Origin of the sequence: Viridibacillus sp. FSL H8-0110 (assembly GCF_038003565.1) — a bacterium.
Taxonomy (GTDB): Bacteria; Bacillota; Bacilli; order Bacillales_A; family Planococcaceae; genus Viridibacillus; species Viridibacillus arenosi.
Map to the genome: position 1 here is coordinate 3,824,467 of NZ_JBBOPJ010000001.1, position 15,988 is coordinate 3,840,454.

At 37.5% G+C, this 15,988-nt stretch carries 16 protein-coding genes; 3 read left to right on the plus strand and 13 right to left on the minus strand.

From position 1 onward, the window contains the following. Positions 1-44: 44 nt before the first annotated feature. The 8 genes from MHH98_RS18985 to MHH98_RS19020 form a co-directional block, all read right to left on the minus strand. Positions 45-1,199: an aminotransferase class I/II-fold pyridoxal phosphate-dependent enzyme gene (locus MHH98_RS18985; protein WP_076035510.1), complete on the minus strand. Its 1,155-nt coding sequence runs from the start codon at positions 1,197-1,199 to the stop codon at positions 45-47. A 616-nt stretch (positions 1,200-1,815) separates the two neighbouring features. Continuing rightward, on the minus strand, positions 1,816-2,706 hold the full coding sequence (locus MHH98_RS18990) for a nuclease-related domain-containing protein (RefSeq protein ID WP_340713407.1): 891 nt from the start codon (positions 2,704-2,706) through the stop codon (positions 1,816-1,818). 203 nt (positions 2,707-2,909) lie between these two features. Continuing rightward, positions 2,910-3,638, minus strand: coding sequence for an amino acid ABC transporter ATP-binding protein (locus tag MHH98_RS18995; RefSeq protein WP_038179967.1), 729 nt, complete (start codon positions 3,636-3,638; stop codon positions 2,910-2,912). Positions 3,639-3,655: 17 nt separating this feature from the next. Next, complete coding sequence (locus MHH98_RS19000; protein WP_038179971.1) at positions 3,656-4,318, minus strand: amino acid ABC transporter permease; 663 nt, start codon at positions 4,316-4,318, stop codon at positions 3,656-3,658. A gap of 140 nt (positions 4,319-4,458) precedes the next feature. Then, complete coding sequence (locus tag MHH98_RS19005; RefSeq protein ID WP_038179975.1) at positions 4,459-5,289, minus strand: transporter substrate-binding domain-containing protein; 831 nt, start codon at positions 5,287-5,289, stop codon at positions 4,459-4,461. A gap of 373 nt (positions 5,290-5,662) precedes the next feature. Further along, positions 5,663-6,502 carry a flagellin N-terminal helical domain-containing protein gene (locus MHH98_RS19010; protein ID WP_038179977.1) on the minus strand — a complete coding sequence of 280 codons (840 nt, stop codon included), beginning with the start codon at positions 6,500-6,502 and terminating at the stop codon, positions 5,663-5,665. A 355-nt stretch (positions 6,503-6,857) separates the two neighbouring features. Next, the gene (locus MHH98_RS19015) at positions 6,858-7,310 is read right to left on the minus strand and encodes an IDEAL domain-containing protein (RefSeq protein WP_038179980.1); all 453 of its coding nucleotides are present in this window, start codon (positions 7,308-7,310) and stop codon (positions 6,858-6,860) included. 109 nt (positions 7,311-7,419) lie between these two features. Next, a complete protein-coding gene (locus MHH98_RS19020) occupies positions 7,420-7,758 on the minus strand; it encodes a hypothetical protein (protein ID WP_038179982.1) in 339 nt (112 codons plus the stop codon). Between the two features lie 328 nt (positions 7,759-8,086). Here MHH98_RS19020 and MHH98_RS19025 point away from each other — a divergent pair, with 328 nt between their 5' ends. Together MHH98_RS19025 and MHH98_RS19030 are read left to right on the plus strand one after the other, a co-directional pair. Beyond that, complete coding sequence (locus tag MHH98_RS19025) at positions 8,087-9,658, plus strand: hypothetical protein (protein WP_038179983.1); 1,572 nt, start codon at positions 8,087-8,089, stop codon at positions 9,656-9,658. Further along, on the plus strand, positions 9,655-12,432 hold the full coding sequence (locus MHH98_RS19030; protein ID WP_179078264.1) for a DEAD/DEAH box helicase: 2,778 nt from the start codon (positions 9,655-9,657) through the stop codon (positions 12,430-12,432). Before MHH98_RS19025 ends, MHH98_RS19030 begins: the two co-directional genes overlap by 4 nt. Before the next feature lie 298 nt (positions 12,433-12,730). On the opposite strand, the gene MHH98_RS19035 is transcribed toward MHH98_RS19030, so the two are convergent. Next, positions 12,731-13,177, minus strand: coding sequence for a single-stranded DNA-binding protein (locus MHH98_RS19035; protein WP_076034294.1), 447 nt, complete (start codon positions 13,175-13,177; stop codon positions 12,731-12,733). Positions 13,178-13,438: 261 nt separating this feature from the next. Here MHH98_RS19035 and MHH98_RS19040 point away from each other — a divergent pair, with 261 nt between their 5' ends. Beyond that, positions 13,439-13,861, plus strand: a complete 423-nt coding sequence (locus tag MHH98_RS19040) for a YwpF family protein (RefSeq protein WP_038179985.1) — start codon at positions 13,439-13,441, stop codon at positions 13,859-13,861. 55 nt (positions 13,862-13,916) lie between these two features. Here the strand turns inward: MHH98_RS19040 and MHH98_RS19045 are convergent, their stop codons facing one another. From MHH98_RS19045 to MHH98_RS19060, 4 genes are all read right to left on the minus strand, one after another. Then, positions 13,917-14,225 (minus strand): hypothetical protein, encoded by a 309-nt coding sequence (locus MHH98_RS19045; RefSeq protein ID WP_038179987.1) that lies wholly within the window; start codon positions 14,223-14,225, stop codon positions 13,917-13,919. Positions 14,226-14,335: 110 nt separating this feature from the next. Beyond that, complete coding sequence (gene fabZ / locus MHH98_RS19050) at positions 14,336-14,773, minus strand: 3-hydroxyacyl-ACP dehydratase FabZ (protein WP_038179989.1); 438 nt, start codon at positions 14,771-14,773, stop codon at positions 14,336-14,338. Positions 14,774-14,813: 40 nt separating this feature from the next. Further along, positions 14,814-15,113 carry a DNA-directed RNA polymerase subunit beta gene (locus MHH98_RS19055; protein ID WP_038179992.1) on the minus strand — a complete coding sequence of 100 codons (300 nt, stop codon included), beginning with the start codon at positions 15,111-15,113 and terminating at the stop codon, positions 14,814-14,816. Between the two features lie 30 nt (positions 15,114-15,143). Continuing rightward, entirely contained in the window at positions 15,144-15,983 is an 840-nt protein-coding gene (locus tag MHH98_RS19060) for a flagellar hook-basal body protein (protein WP_038179993.1), read from the minus strand. Positions 15,984-15,988: the final 5 nt, after the last annotated feature.

Below are 15,988 nucleotides of genomic sequence, written 5' to 3' on the forward strand. Positions count from 1 at the left end.
CAAGTGAGATAGTTTCACTTGGCATTTTGGGTATATTTTTTAATTTATAGTGTTTGAATAAAGGCTTCAAGACGATCAAGGCCTTCTTTTAATGTTGCTGGTGCATACGCGTAAGTAATGCGAATATAGCCTTCACCATATGGAGTGAAAACAGATCCTGGGATAGCACCAACGCCTCCCTCTTTCATAAGACGGATTGCAAATTCTTGAGATGATAATCCAAACTTTTTGATAGATGGGAAAATGTAAAATGCACCATTTGGTCTTTGAACTTCAATACCCATTGCAACAAGGCGATCGAAAACATAATCACGACGGACAATATATTGTTTGTTCATCTCAGATGGAATGTCTTTACAGTTTGTAAGTGCTTCGATAGCAGCATATTGGCTAGGAAGTGCAGCACATATTGCATTGTACGCGTGAATTTTCACGACTTCTGCCAAAAGCTTAGCAGATGACATAAGAAACCCTATACGCCAGCCTGTCATTGAGTGTGATTTTGATAAACCGTGAATTAAGAACAATTTATCTTTTAGCTCAGGATACGCACCGAATGAGCGATGTTCACCTTCGAATGTGTTTTCACTATAGATTTCGTCTGAAATGATATAGACATCTTGTTTTGTTAGTACTTTTGCTAACGCGTCCATTTGTTCATGGGAGATTGTAGCTCCTGTTGGATTAGATGGGAAGTTAAATAGTACGGCTTTCGTTTTAGGTGTGATTAGTTGTTCTAGACGTTCCGCTGAAGGTTGGAAGTTTGTATCTGTCGTATCTAAGTAAACTACTTTTGCACCGCAAAATTGGATAATTGGTTCGTATCCTGAGTAAATTGGTGCTGGGAGGATGATTTCATCCCCTTCTTCGAAGATTGTACGGAATACAGAATCAATAGCCTGACTTGCTCCGTTTGTGACGATAATTTCGTCTACAGCATTATAATGGCAATCATATTTTTCTTTAAAGAACGCTACAGCCGCTTCTCGAAGTTCGATGAGACCAGCGTTATGAGAGTATGTTGTAAGGTTTTGTTCGATTGAACGGATACCTGCTTGTTTGATTGATTCAGGAGTTGGGAAGTCTGGTTGGCCAATCGTTAAGTTGATGGCATCAGGGTAGTTGATCAGTTGATTTGCGAATTGGCGTATACCAGGTAAACCACCCTTTAGAGCTTTCGGGTTAAGGGATAAAGACATTTGGTGTTCCTTCTTTCATTTGATTAGCATTTTTGTTTCTTGCTATTTATTATACCCTCATATTCTGAAAACTTAAATATTTTATTTCATATTTTGGAGATTTTTTGATTTTATGGTGAGTTTGCTCGGGTGGGGCTTGGCGATGCTCCCTTCGGCTTTTGCGCTTTTTGCTGGGTTTAGCGTTGCTCGCTCTGGCTTTGGCTCTACTCGCTCAAGGTTTAGCGCTTCTCACTCTGGCTTTGGCGCTACTCACTTCAGCTTTGGCTCTACTCGGCCAGGCTTTGGCTCTACTCGCTTCAGCTTTGGCGCTGCTCGCTCCGGCTTTGGCTCTACTCGCTGGCTTTGGCGCTACTCACTTCGGCTTTGGCTCTACTCGCTCAGCATTTAGCGCTTCTCACTCTGGCTTTGGCTCTACTCGCTGGCTTTAGCGCTTCTCACTTCGGCTTTGGCTCTACTCGTTCAGCATTTAGCGCTTCTCACTCTGGCTTTGGCGCTACTCGCTGGCTTTAGCGCTTCTCATTTCGGGTTTGGCTCTACTTGCTCAACATTTGGCGCTTCTCACTCCGGCTTTGGCTTTACTCAAAATCTATCTTTATTTAAAAACTATTCTTGATTGTTACTTAGGCAGATTTTCTTTAAACAATGGCTTTCTATAATCATAGTGGTATGTTCGTGATCTAGTATGGCCGGTGGGGGTTAGGGTCATTTGTTTTAGTAGTTTTGTTATTCGGTTTTTGTTGTTAATTTGTAGGTATTGACTACATTCTTTATGGGTTATGTTGGATTTAAAGAGCCAGAACCAGTCTAGCATTGCTAGTTTGATTGCGTTGTCGATATTTTTCCCACAGGTTTGGCATGTCCATGTACGTTGGGAGTAACGTCTGCCTTGTCCCCCACAGCAACAGATGATGCCAGTTTTAAGTTGTTCTAAAGGAATACTGTGTTTTTTTGTTAATGGAAAGACGTTGTATGGTTTGTTGTTATTTTTTATTTTATTAATAATATGTTGAAATTGATTTGTTGTGATAATGGCTGGGTATTTATTTAATTCTTGTAGATATAGTGGTACTTCTTTTGATCCTAGTAATTTAATTTGTGTTGGTGGGATCTCGATGTGTGTGCGTTTGTTTGGCAATACGATTGCTTTGAAAATTGGTAATTGCATGCCGACTTCGTGTTGCAACCAGTATTCTAAACTGTCGACTGTTCGTAAAATTTGTTGTTGAGGACATACGTATGTTGTGTTGGTGCCATCAATTGATTGGATTAGTTGGTAGGGGTTTTCTAAGAATTTTAATGTTCCTCTTAGATGTTTTACTTCAAGAATGCAAATATAGCTTGGTGTGATTATTAATGAATCGATTTGAATGAGTCTGTTTGGGGATGCTTGAATTTCAACATTTGGGAGAGTTTGAAATGGGAGAGTAAAATGCGTTTCTTGAATTAATTGATCGACTCTACATTCTCCATTGTATCCTGCTTGAATGTTGATCAATTCTTTTTGCAATTCAATGTTTTTTGAGAATGTTGGGGAGAGCCTCATTAGTAGTCTTGGATATGCTGACAATATTATTGGTTTTGGTCTTGGTTCGAAAATTATTATTACTCCTTTCCATCATAATTTTACATACTATTATATCTTTTTTTGTAATTTATTACAATTATATAATGAGCACAAAAAAGCCAGCTGCTTATGCGGCTGGCTTTTTTTTAGTGATTTAAGACAACAGATAGGAAGTCTTGTGCACGTTTTGAGTCTGGATTTGTGAAGAATTTTTCTGGTGGTGCGACTTCGACGATTTTACCATCGGCCATGAAGACAATTTGGTCGCAGATTTCTTTAGCGAAGCCCATTTCATGGGTAACGACTACCATTGTCATGCCGTCGTTCGCAAGCTTACGGATGGCGTCGAGTACTTCTTTAACCATTTCTGGGTCTAGAGCTGATGTTGGTTCGTCAAAAAGCATGACTTGAGGATCCATTGCAAGCGCGCGTGCGATCGCTACACGTTGTTGTTGACCACCCGATAGGCGCCCTGGATATGCATCGAATTTGTCACCTAAACCTAGAGATGTCAGTAGTTCTTTGCCTCGTTTTTCTGCCTCAGCTTTCGATAGACCTTTTACTTTAATTGGGGCGATTGTGACATTTTCAAGTGCTGATAAGAACGGATATAGGTTAAAGCTTTGGAATACGAAGCCGATGTTCGTGCGAGCTTTGTTAATATCCGTTTTTTTGTCATGAATAGAAATACCGTCCACGACTATTTCACCCTTGTCGATTTCTTCTAGTGCATTTATGGTACGGATTAGAGTTGATTTACCTGCTCCACTCGGTCCGATTAGTGCGACAACATTTGATTTTGGTACTTCTAGGTCTATGTCAGTTAATACATGATGATTACCGAAACTTTTATTAACATTTTTGATAGAAATCATAATTCGCATTCCCCTTCTTATTGTTCATTTTTCAGCATACGTTTTTCGATTTGACGAATGATTAAAGATAAGCTGAATGTCATGATGAAATAAACGAGCGCAACGAATGTCCAAATTTCTATATAACGGAATGATGTTGCTGCTAAATTTTTTGCTTTTAACGTTAAATCTACACCTGCGATAACTGAAATTAACGATGAATCTTTGATAAGAATGATAAATTGTGATGCCATTGGCGGTAAGATTCTTCTGAATGCTTGAGGTAATATGATGTAGCGCATTGCTTGGAAATTTGACATACCTGCTGAACGCGCTGCTTCCATTTGACCTTTAGGAACAGCTTGGATACCAGAGCGAACAATTTCTGCAAGGAATGCCCCTGAGAATGTTGCTAGACCAACGATTGAACCCCAATAAGATCCTAATGAGAAAAATTGACCTAATCCGAAGTAAATCCACATTAACAATACTAGTAATGGTACGCCACGCATGATTTCTACGTAAGCACTTGATATAAATCGAATAATAGGGTTACCTGAAATACGCCCGATTCCGAAAATGACTCCTAATGGAATACTTAATAATAGTGAGATCGCTGAAATTTCTAATGTTAGTAAGGCGCCTTGGATAAAGACGTCCATATTATTTGGAATGACGCTCCAGTCTAGTTGAATGTCCATGTAAATGTCCTCCTCGATCATTTCTGTGATCGGTTTTTATTCGATGAAAGACTACAAAGACGTCAGCAAACATAGTGGAGTAGTCCTCCCTTTATGTTTAGCTACGCCGTTTGTAATGTTTCAAAGTACAGCTTGTTCTATTATTCTTTAACTGTTTTTAACCAATCGCTATTTTCGAACCATTTTGCACGTGATTGTAATTCAGCCGGGCTATCGATATATGAGTGTAAAAATGAGTTTAACCATTGTACTGATTCGAAATCATTCTTCTGTACTGCAAGACCTAAGTTATCTGCAGAGATGACGCCTTCAAGTTTCTTCACTTTTCCTACATGTTGTAGGTTGTAAACTTGGATAGCTGGTTCGTCATAGATTACTGCATCAACTTGTCCAGATTGTAGTGCTAATGCTGCTGCTGGGAAGTCTTCATAATCTTTAATTTCTGCATTTTTGAACATGTCTTTTGAAATTAATGAACCTGTTGTTGCAATTTGAGCTGCAATTTTAGTGCCTTTTTTATCTAGGTCTTCATATGATTTTATAGTGTTGTTTTTTGATTGAAGCATGATACCTTGTCCTGTTTTGTAGTAAGGATTTGCAAAACTGACTGCTAATGCACGTTCACCTGTGATAGACATACCTGCGAAGATCATGTCGATTTCACCCGTTTGTAGAGCCGGAACCAGTCCGTCAAATCCGTATTGTTTTACTTCTAATTTAACACCTAAGTTATCTGCAATTGCTTGTGCAACATCGATATCATAACCGATGAATTTTCCTTTTGAATCTACCATTTCAAACGGGAAGTAACCAGGATTTGTACCAATTACTAGTTTTTTTGCTTTGATTACTTTTTGGATAGTTGAGTTACTATTGCTCTTTCCTGCAGATGAATTTGAATCTCCACCATTGCCGCATCCAGCAACTACTAGCATGGTAATCATTAATAATGCCGCTAACCATTTCTTCATAATATATACCTCACTTCATTTAATTTTTAGAATAAGTTGATAAATTGAAGTATAGTTTATTTTTATTCATATGTCTACATAAAAATTAATATATTATAAGTTTTTCAGAGATTTTATACATATATTAAGAGGTTTTTAGTGTTTTTATTCATTTTTATGCAAAGTGTATGTATATTCATTTATACAGTAATTACTGGGGGGTTGTGATAACTTTGACATTGCTGGAGGTGTTTTAGCGCTACTCAGGATTTCTTTGGCGCTACTCGACTCCCTTTGGCTCTACTCACGACTCCTTTTGCGCTACTCAAGACTCCTCTATCACTACTCACCGCCATTCTCCCTAAAATAAAAAAGCCCGCTGTTTTGGCGGGCTTTAGCGTTTTGGATTTGGTGGGCGTAGAAGCTCTAAGATGGATTGGGCTCGTTGGTTGTGTAGGCTTAAGGCATATTGGGCTGCTTGTTGAAGTATGTTAGCTTTGACAAAGTTCATCATTTCTTTGGCCATGTCTGTATCACGGATGCGGGATTCGGCAGCGGTTAAGTTCTCTGCCATGTTGACTGAGTTGTTGTAGGCATGTTCGAGACGATTTTGGTAAGCTCCTAGGCGCGAGCGTTCGCTGGAGACTTTATTGATAGCTGCGTCAAGTTTTGAGAGGGCTGATTCGGCATTCTCTCTGGTATCAATAGATAGTCCGTCGATGTCGAGGCTTGCGCCGCTCATATCATTAATGGATACGTCGATCGTCTGACCTGCGTTTGCACCTGCTTGAATTTTCAAAGGATCTTTTGATGCACTGCCGTTGAGAAGTTTTTTTGTATTGAATTCGGTGTCTGTTGATGTTCTTGTAATTTCTTTTTTTAGTTCTTGGAATTCTAGGTTTAGTTGACGACGATCTTCGTCAGTTAATGTATCATTTGATGCTTGAGTCGAGAGTTCTCGCATACGCTGAAGCATGGCATGTGTTTCATTGAGTGCCCCTTCAGCTGTTTGGATCATTCCGATACCGTCTTGAATATTCTTGCTGGCCATATTGAGTCCCCGAATTTGTGCACGCATTTTCTCTGAAATGGCTAGCCCTGCAGGATCGTCACCAGCTCGGTTAATACGATAGCCCGTTGAGAGGCGTTCTAGTGCTTTACTCGCCATATTCCAGTTGTTATTCATACTTTTTAATATAGAGAGTCCTTGTGAATACCAATCTCCTATCCTCATACCCCTCAGTCCTTTTGTGTTTTTCATTTATATCGGCCTTTACATTAATTCCTTTATTAGGAAAATCATATTCTAGTTCATGTGTTTAAAGTTTAAGTGATTTGTCAAAGCTTTATATAAATATTCTCGGTATTCATCGAAAGGGGCTATATTGAAATGGAATCGAAAAAAAATGTAAAATTGGATTTCTATGATTTTGTAATTAATGCATTTGGAGTTTTTATAGCACTTTTAATTATTTTTGTATATGTGTTAACACATTGAGGGCATGTTAAAAGCACCTATCGTTTTATAAATGATAGGTGCTTTCTATGTGGTTTGGTTATTCAATTGAAAATCCTCCGTTAGTACGATGCTATAGTTTGTTTGTTAGTGTGAAAAATAGATGCTCATCTCGAACCGCGAGTGCTTGATCGATAAGGCGAAGTTTGTTGTTCTTTTCAAGTTGAGTGATTAGGTCTACTACTTCCTTGTTTGTACTAATGAATTGCACTGTTTTGCCTTTTTCCTTCCCCAGCTCTAAGGAGTCATAAATTAGTTGCAGATGATCATGGATGTTAGATATAGTTAGCAATTGATACAACGGTAAGCGTATGAAACGACTACCTTTTTGGAAAACAAATACTTCAGATAAGTTTTCAATTTGTAGATTATTGAGATTGATAATGATTTCCTTGCCCTCTACTGGGACAAAATGATATAGCTCATCTTCTTTTGTAATGGAAAAATATTGATAAGCAAATACTAGCTTTAGTCGATTACCCTCTTTCTTAGTATAAAAAGGTTCCATTCTTCGTACATGTAACATGCAAGTCACTCCTTTTTATAGAATTTTCAGATTATTTATATGGTACCATTATATGCTCATTTAGTGCAGATAAAAAGCAAAAGAACAAATTTCTTTTGCTTTCTAGAATTTATCTCTTTTTCTTCCTTCCATATGTAAAAAAATAAAAAGTATTCGGCTCAGCGATTACATAAATAGTGGTTAATAAAGCTTTTAAATTTTCCTCGCTTTGCTCGTATGGCATTCTTCGTTGATGTAAAAAAATATGATTCCGGGTTAAGTCTACACTGACTGTATCGAAAAAGTGATTATCAATATAAACGTCGTGGCGTTCTTCATAACTTCCCTCAGAAGAAATGATGACCTTTTTGGAACGGTTTTTAGGCGCATAAACTAAATACCATTTAAAGGATTTAACTGAATGTATGGATGATCTAAAATCAGGAATTCGAATCATATAGCGTGCCAATCAATCACCACCCTAATATTATTATTTATTCCAATATTTAGTTATATACATTCTCACATTATTCTCTTAAGAATTCAATAACATAATGAAAAAGTACCCTGTTTTATTGATTTTCTTCATGTTTTAGATGTGCTTTTGTAATAAAATCAGACTTTCTTCACTATTTATCAATTCATACTGTATGCTTATAGCCGCTTATTTTCAGTAAAAATAATATTATTCTTGTTTGATTGCAAATATAATAAAATAAAGACTGTCCTTATGCATTTACGGATGACCTGAAATAGCCGTATAATGAAAGGAACGACTTTTTTCAGGAGCGGAATGTATGAATACAAATATTTCAGAAATTGCCAAAAAGTATGAAGATGCTATTCGCAATAATATGGCTGCAATTGAATTAGAGCTGAATTCATCAGTTCCCGAGGATGAAGAGCTTGTCAGAAGAGCAGCTTTTTTAGCACGCCATAACTATGTGAAAATTTCTTCATATAGTGAAGTACTTAATATACTTCATTTTGTTGTGCAGGATGCTACTCCTGCTACGGCAACGTTATATATAAACGATGATTTATTTACATGTGATTGTCGTAATAAAAAATGGTGCCGCCATAAATTAGCGGCGATGTTCGTGTTATATCAATATGTTGATTCACTGTCTGGTTGGCTCGAGAATTTCCGTTCTCAGAAGTTAAATCAGCTTTCTTTATTTAAAGATGAGCGTACGCCTGAAAGTTGGCTAAAGCTTGTGGAGAATATTTATAAAGTAAATTTATATAATCAACAATCATTAAACCCTTATTTAATAGAGAGCATTTTCGCTGATATGCAGTCTCAGATTGCAAAACATACGCCTTTAGAACGTGAATGGCGCAGTTTATATCAATTATTTACGCATATGGCACTTCTATCTCATACTTGGAAGCACCTCCATCCAGCTAATGAGTCGGCGCGCTCCTATATGATCAATTTTATCGAGCAAGAGAGCCAGGCATTAAAAGATTATATTCGATTAACAGCTAGTAAATCTCGTCTTTTTGCGACGGATCCGTTTTATGATACATTGCAACAAATGACGCATTATTTCCTTGTAAAACAGGAAGGTTATTTTGAAGAGCGATTGTACATTTATACATTGTTTTGGGAGTCTATGTTTAATGAGAAAAAACGACGTGAGCTTGAACTTGATATGCTTCGTGCAGAAAAAGACTTTTCGAGTGATGTAAATATAGAAAGCATCCGAGCTATGTTCTTCCTTATGCTTAAAAAGTATGATGATTTACAACAATCATTGACACAGATTAAAGTCGATGAGTTATTAGTATGGCTCGATCTAGCTCATTTTGCGGACCGTAACGAAGATTCAGAAGCGCTACAAATGATTTTGCGTTCTATGCTTCCACTGTTAGATGAATTCATCAATAGTTGGTTAGCAACGAGGTATCGTTCAAATTTCGTCAATACTTTCAATCGTCTTTGTTCAAAAATAGATTTAACTGATGAAGAGGCAGAGTTACTCTTTACAGCTTCCGGTATGTATGGCATGCAACCTTTTTCACATTATTTAATTGAAAAGGAACGTTATTTGGAATGGGCTGCTCTGCATCATCGCTTCCCTTCTTCACTAGCTTATTTGGAGTTATGTGGTGTGAAGGATGTGTTGGAGTATAAACCTGAAGTTCTACTTCCTCTGTATCATGCACTTGCATTAGAAGAAGTTTCTCAAAAATCGAGACAGCATTATAAACAAGCAGTCCGAGTTTGGAAAAAAATGAAAGCTGCAGCGAAGAAAAGTGCAAAAAACGAATATTGGAATCAATATGTCGAAACACTTCGCCAACAATATAAACGATTACGAGCTTTACAAGAAGAAATCGAGAAAGGAAACCTGAAGCTATGACAACTATTTCAAACGTGCCATCTACTTTCATGAAATCCATCACGCTTGGCATTCAAACCGAGTCCAATCAATCGTTCACGTTGCAAGCTTTTAAATCCGATGGACAACCAATGTATACACATGAATGGCTTCCTTTTCTCTTCTTCCACTACGAGGCTACTTTTTATGGTTTAACGGCTAATCATTCGGAGGAATTTGTTACGTTAACTCCCCTTGAAATGGTTGAATTATTTTCTCAAAAAGAGCAACATCCTTTTGTTCAATACGAAGGTATCGACATGGCATCAGCCAAGTGGCTGACTGCGGCAAATGAAGCCTCTAGCTTCTGGTATTCTCCTCGTCTATGGGATTCTATTTCACTTGACGAAGAACAACAAAAGTTGGATCTAAAGGTTCCATTAGATGAAACAGCTGCAAATTTACTAGAAAATGCATTAATGCAAAAAATGGTGGAGGCTGGTTTGCTTTTTTCAGATTTACCGCCATTATTACCATTCTTCCGAAATGGTGGATGGCCAATTACAACCAAAAATGTTCATGATGAAATTTTCGTTGCATTGAGGTTGCGTGAACCAGAGGAATTGTCTGAGGATTGGTTATTAGAGACCGTTATTCGTGGGAAAAAAAGTGCGACTTATTGGGCTCCACCTATGCGCAAGCGCGCTTTGAAAATCGAAAACGCGCTGCCTGATAAGTGGAAGCAACATGCTGACGGAATAGAAAAGCTACAAGGTCAAATGTCTAATTTATTGCATATGCATGATTACATGGATAATGCTGATACCAGTTTATTCTTGTCATTAACTTTATCGGATGCAGATGTTAGACAGTTTTTACGTGCAGATTTTATCCGTCTACAAGCACTAGGATTTGAAATTATTTTACCAGCTTGGTTAAAAGACATAAAAGATTCTCGTGTGAAAGTACGAGCTAGTGCTAGCACTGCTTCAAATTATAAATCAGCTGCTGGTTTACAAGAGATTCTAACGTTTAATTGGAAATTATCCTTAAACGGTCAAGAACTAACCATGGAGCAATTTCAACAAATGGTCAATGATAATCGTGAATTTATACGTGCTGGTACAGAATGGGTACGGGTGGATGCGGCTTGGATGCAAGAGATCCGTAAACTAATGGATAAAGCTGAAAATGAAAATTGGACCGTTCGTGATCTGCTATTCCAGGAGTTGCCTGAAGAACTTGTTGTACCAGTGGAAGAGGATGAGGATGATTCTGCGGATGATCCATTCTTCCAATTTGAAATTCAGAAGTCATTGAAGGACTATGTGAAAAAGCTACAAGATAAAAAAGGTTTGCCATCTGTACCTGTATCAGACAAGCTACAGGCTTCTTTACGTCCTTATCAGCAGGAAGGTTATGAATGGCTGACATTCATGCGTGACCAGCAGTTTGGAGCTTGTTTGGCTGATGATATGGGACTTGGCAAAACAGTTCAGCTTATCTCTTATTTATGTCATGTCTATGAAGAAGAAAAGCCACCGACTCTAATTATTTGCCCAACTTCTGTTTTAGGCAACTGGCAAAAAGAACTTGAACGATTTGCCCCTTCTTTAGAGGTTTACTTACATTATGGCGCAGGTCGTTTGAAAGAAGAATCTTTAGTTAGTTACTTAAAAGAGCAATCCCCTCAAGTTGTGTTGACAACGTACGGAACTGTTACACAAGATGCAGATAGCCTTGAAAAGTTAAATTGGGCTTGTATTGCGCTTGATGAAGCTCAAAATATTAAAAATATGCAAACAAAGCAATCTAGAGCGATTCGTAAGTTGCATGGCGAGCATCATATTGCATTAACAGGGACACCTGTTGAAAACCGCTTGTCCGAACTATGGGCTATTTTCGACTTTATATACAAAGGTTACTTAGGAAGCATTCGTCGCTTCCAAGAAGATTATATCGCTCCGATTGAGCGTGATGATTCTGAAGCTCATAAGCAAAAATTACGAAAAAAAATTCAACCATTCCTATTACGTAGAACGAAGCAGGATCCTGCACTTATGCTGAACTTACCTGATAAACTTGAACAGCTTGAATACTGTCCATTAACACAAGAACAAGCTGTACTTTACGAGAGCTTTATCCAAGAAACTATGCATAAGCTCGAAACATTAACTGGCTTTGAACGTAAAGGTTTGATTTTGAAAATGCTTAGTAAGTTAAAGCAACTATGTAATCACCCCGCTCTGTATTTAAAAGAACCCTTTGATAATGCAGCCGATATGCTACCGCGTTCAGAAAAGTTAGATCGCCTTGTAACACTTGGATCTGAAATTGCCAGTAATAATGAACAATGCTTAATTTTCACTCAGTATATTGGTATGGGCCACTTACTACAACATTGTTTCTCCGAACTTTATGATATCGATGTGCCGTTTTTAACAGGTAGTATGCCTAAGCAACAACGTGATCATTTCGTTGAATCTTTCCAAAAAGGTGATTTCCCTATTTTCATCTTGTCTTTAAAAGCAGGTGGAACCGGACTAAACTTAACAGCAGCCAATCACGTTCTACATGCTGACCGCTGGTGGAATCCTGCGGTGGAAAACCAAGCGACAGACCGTGCATACCGTATTGGTCAAACTCAATTTGTACATGTTCATAAGTTCATCACGACAGGAACTATTGAAGAGAAAATCGATACACTATTAACTGAAAAACAAGCATTATCAGAGGATCTCATCCAATCAAGTCAGTGGATTACTGAACTAAAAGACGAAGAAATCCTTGATCTATTATCTTTCAATTTTAACTAAATGATTATCGATAAAATCCGGCTATCATGATAGCCGGATTTTTTTGATCTCTCCCGTTAGATCTTATTCACATACAATCGTTATTTCTACTTCTTACTTCCCCTACTCAGATAGACAAAATTTCAAGAAATGATTTATCATTACTTTTACTGCTTCATCCATGTTTGAGTCTAATTGCTTGGTCCGATGTTAATACCATAATCTATGAAACATTCTCCATGTAAAGTGGTAGATTATTTGGTAATTCTTTAAAGGAAATTATGTGCCTATTGGTGCGGTCTTCCAATAGCGATATGGATTAAACAATCGGTAATTTTTCTTTTTCAGTATTTGGCAGATGGAATTCTTTTGTGAATTCTGCTGCTACAGATGCTTGTTGTTTCGTTAGTCTTGCATCTGTAGCGACTTTTTCATGTATACCTTCCCTGTCTTTCAAAACGAGAAAACGGACGTCCTCTCCAATGACTTCCGTTATATAGATTCGTTTGCCATCCTCCTTTTGATAAGAGCGTGATTGTAAGCGGCCACTAACCCCTATTAGTGATCCTTTGCCACAATACTTCACAACATTATCAGCCAGCCTTCCCCATGCTGTACAGAAGACGAAATCAGCTTCTATTTCTCCGTTTTGATTTTTATAGTTTCGATTTACAGCTAGTATAAAGTTAGTTTGAACCCTCCCTTCTTGTAACTTTCGTAGTTCAGGATCCTTTGTAATCCTTCCTACTAAAGAAACTTGATTCAATGTATCACCTCCTTTTGCTTGAATGTAAGTCCATCATATTCGGGAAAGAATATTTGTGCAAAGTCTTAAAAATAGATTTTGGTCTATTTCTGATATGTATAATTAGCTTTTTTAACGTGTCAATTTAAGTTCTTTCCTGTAAACTGTTGTCTTATATAGGTTTTCTTTTTTAGATTGACTGTCCAAATGTTAAATTTGGAACATTTAGGAATATGTTATAATGGACATAATACATTACATAAAGGATGGTGGTTGGTTTTAGTGAAAACGTTTAAAATGCTCTCTTTGGAATTGTTACAGGATAATCAGTTAAAATCTTACCCTTTAATAGATGGCATCATTATCAATCAAGAGAATAGCCATAAATCATGGGTTTTGGAAATGTATATGGATCACCAATATAAAACTGTATTTGAACCTTATTTAGGAACCGACGAAATTTTAGAAGTGCGAGCAGTTATTTCTTATCCAGACAATGAACCAGCAGCCTTTAGGGTTGTAGTAAATGCTGTGAAGGAAATAGACAATCAAGTTTCCGTATTGCTGAAGGGAACACTTAAAACGATACGTCGGCAATATGCAGAGCAATTACTGTCTAAGTTAATTGAAGAAGGTCTTGAAGGTGAAGATCTTTTAACTCAATTTAAAACAGATATGAAAAATAGACCTCGATTAAGTCCTTAGTAAACGATAAAAACTCGGCATATTAATCTTATGCCGAGTTTTTTGATAATCATTTTTATTTATTGTCTTTATTATCTTTATTAAGGTTATCCTCGACGACATCATCATTTGTTGTTGTGTTTTCGTCTATGATTTCCTTCTCTGTTGTTGTGTTTTCATCTATGACTTCATTGTCACCAGGTACTGTTTGATCCACCTTTTCATCATGCACGTCTGGTGTCATATCATCCACCCCTTCACGCACATCATCCTCAACACGTTCCATCGGTGTTTCATCTTTTGCTGGCTCGTTTGCTTTATCATTATTACAGCCTACGAGTAGAAGTGATCCTAGCATAAGTACTGCGGCAGGTTTAATCCACATAAAAAAGTTCCCTCCTTTCTGCAATGTCATATCCATCACACACTATCCGTGCGATATAACATATCTTGCCCCGAAAGAAGGAAACTATCCTTAAAAACTCTTTGTTTTATTTATGCATTTTGTACTGGTCCAATTGCAAATAAAATGTCTGCTTCGCAAACTAGCTCACCATCAACTGTTGCTTTGGCATGTCCCTTACCCATTACACCACGTAATTTAGTAAACTCTACTTCTAGACGAAGTTGATCGCCAGGAATTACTTGACGTTTGAAACGCGCATTATCAATTCCTGTTAAGAAAGCTAATCTTCCTTTAAACTCTTCAGATTTCAATAGTGCTACTCCACCAACTTGTGCAAGTGCTTCAATAATTAAAACACCTGGCATCACAGGATATCCTGGGAAATGCCCATTGAAAAATTGTTCATTAATTGAAACGTTTTTTAAACCTACCGCTCTTTTTCCTTCTTCAAGTTCAAGAATACGGTCTACAAGTAAAAATGGATAACGATGAGGTAAAATCGCTTGAATTTGATCTGCAGTTAACATTTTAGTCCTCCTAATATGAAAGGTTCTGTAGAAATAATGATTATTTGTCCACTACGCCGTTCATAATATCAAATATATGGCGCCATGTAGAGACTTTCAGTGTATCTAATGCATCGCCTTCACCAATAACACTATAACCAATCATTGCACCTGACACAGCCGCTATGACAAGCAAAATGAGTACGACAAGGATTCGCATCCCGATTGGGAGGAGTCGTAAATTTGACCACCATTTCATATTAACTTCTTCTTTAACCTCTCTCTCGATTTTTGCTTCTTTACGAGTCATTGGCTTTGAAGTATTAGGCACAGTCACGTTTTTTTTCAAATTGTTTGTCATAACTTGTTTTTCTCCTCTGTTCAGATTGCTTTATCGAATGCCGTTAACAAGACCTAACATTTGATCTGATAAAGTAATCGTTCTAGCATTAAATTGATAAGATCTTTGCGTATTAATAAGCTCAGTCATCTCTTTAGACGTATCTACGTTCGACATTTCTAAAGAACCGTTTTGCAAACCTATCTCAGCTCGGTCTGCACCTTGTAAATTACGAAGGACATCAGCTTCTGTCACACCTAATTCATTTAAGTTTGTAGGAAGACCGATGTATGTACCCGAAATATGTTCCATTAGTTGGGGACGTTGAAGCTCCGTAACAGCAAGTTCTACTGTACGTTGTGAACCGTCATCAAAAGTAATATTCAGCTCACCATTGTCTTTCATACCAAATTCCTTTACGTTTTCAGGGAAAATAATTGGATTTCCATCAGCTCCAGCAACTGGATAACCATCTGCATTTACGAGCATGGCATTGTTATAATCATCGGTTGATATATATAAATCCCCTTGGCGTGTATAGACTGTACGGTCGCCATTTTCACCATCTGGCATGATGATATTCAAGTATTGCTTCGGCTTTGTGAATGAAAAGTCGAGAGAACGTTCTGTCGTTTGAATATTCCCCTGCTTCCAAACCGTTTGTGCTTGGGCCAGTTGTGCCCCAACACCAATACGAATTCCTATTGGAGATTGGCGCTCTGTCTTATCAGACTTGTCATTGTTAAATTGTTGATATAATAATTCGCCAAACTTTGCTTCCTTAGCTTTGAAACCATGCGTATTACTATTCGCTAAGTTATTTCCAATCGTATCAAGCTGTTGTTGCAATTGAGTCATCGTGTTGGAAGCGGAAATCATTGTACGTAGCATATCAT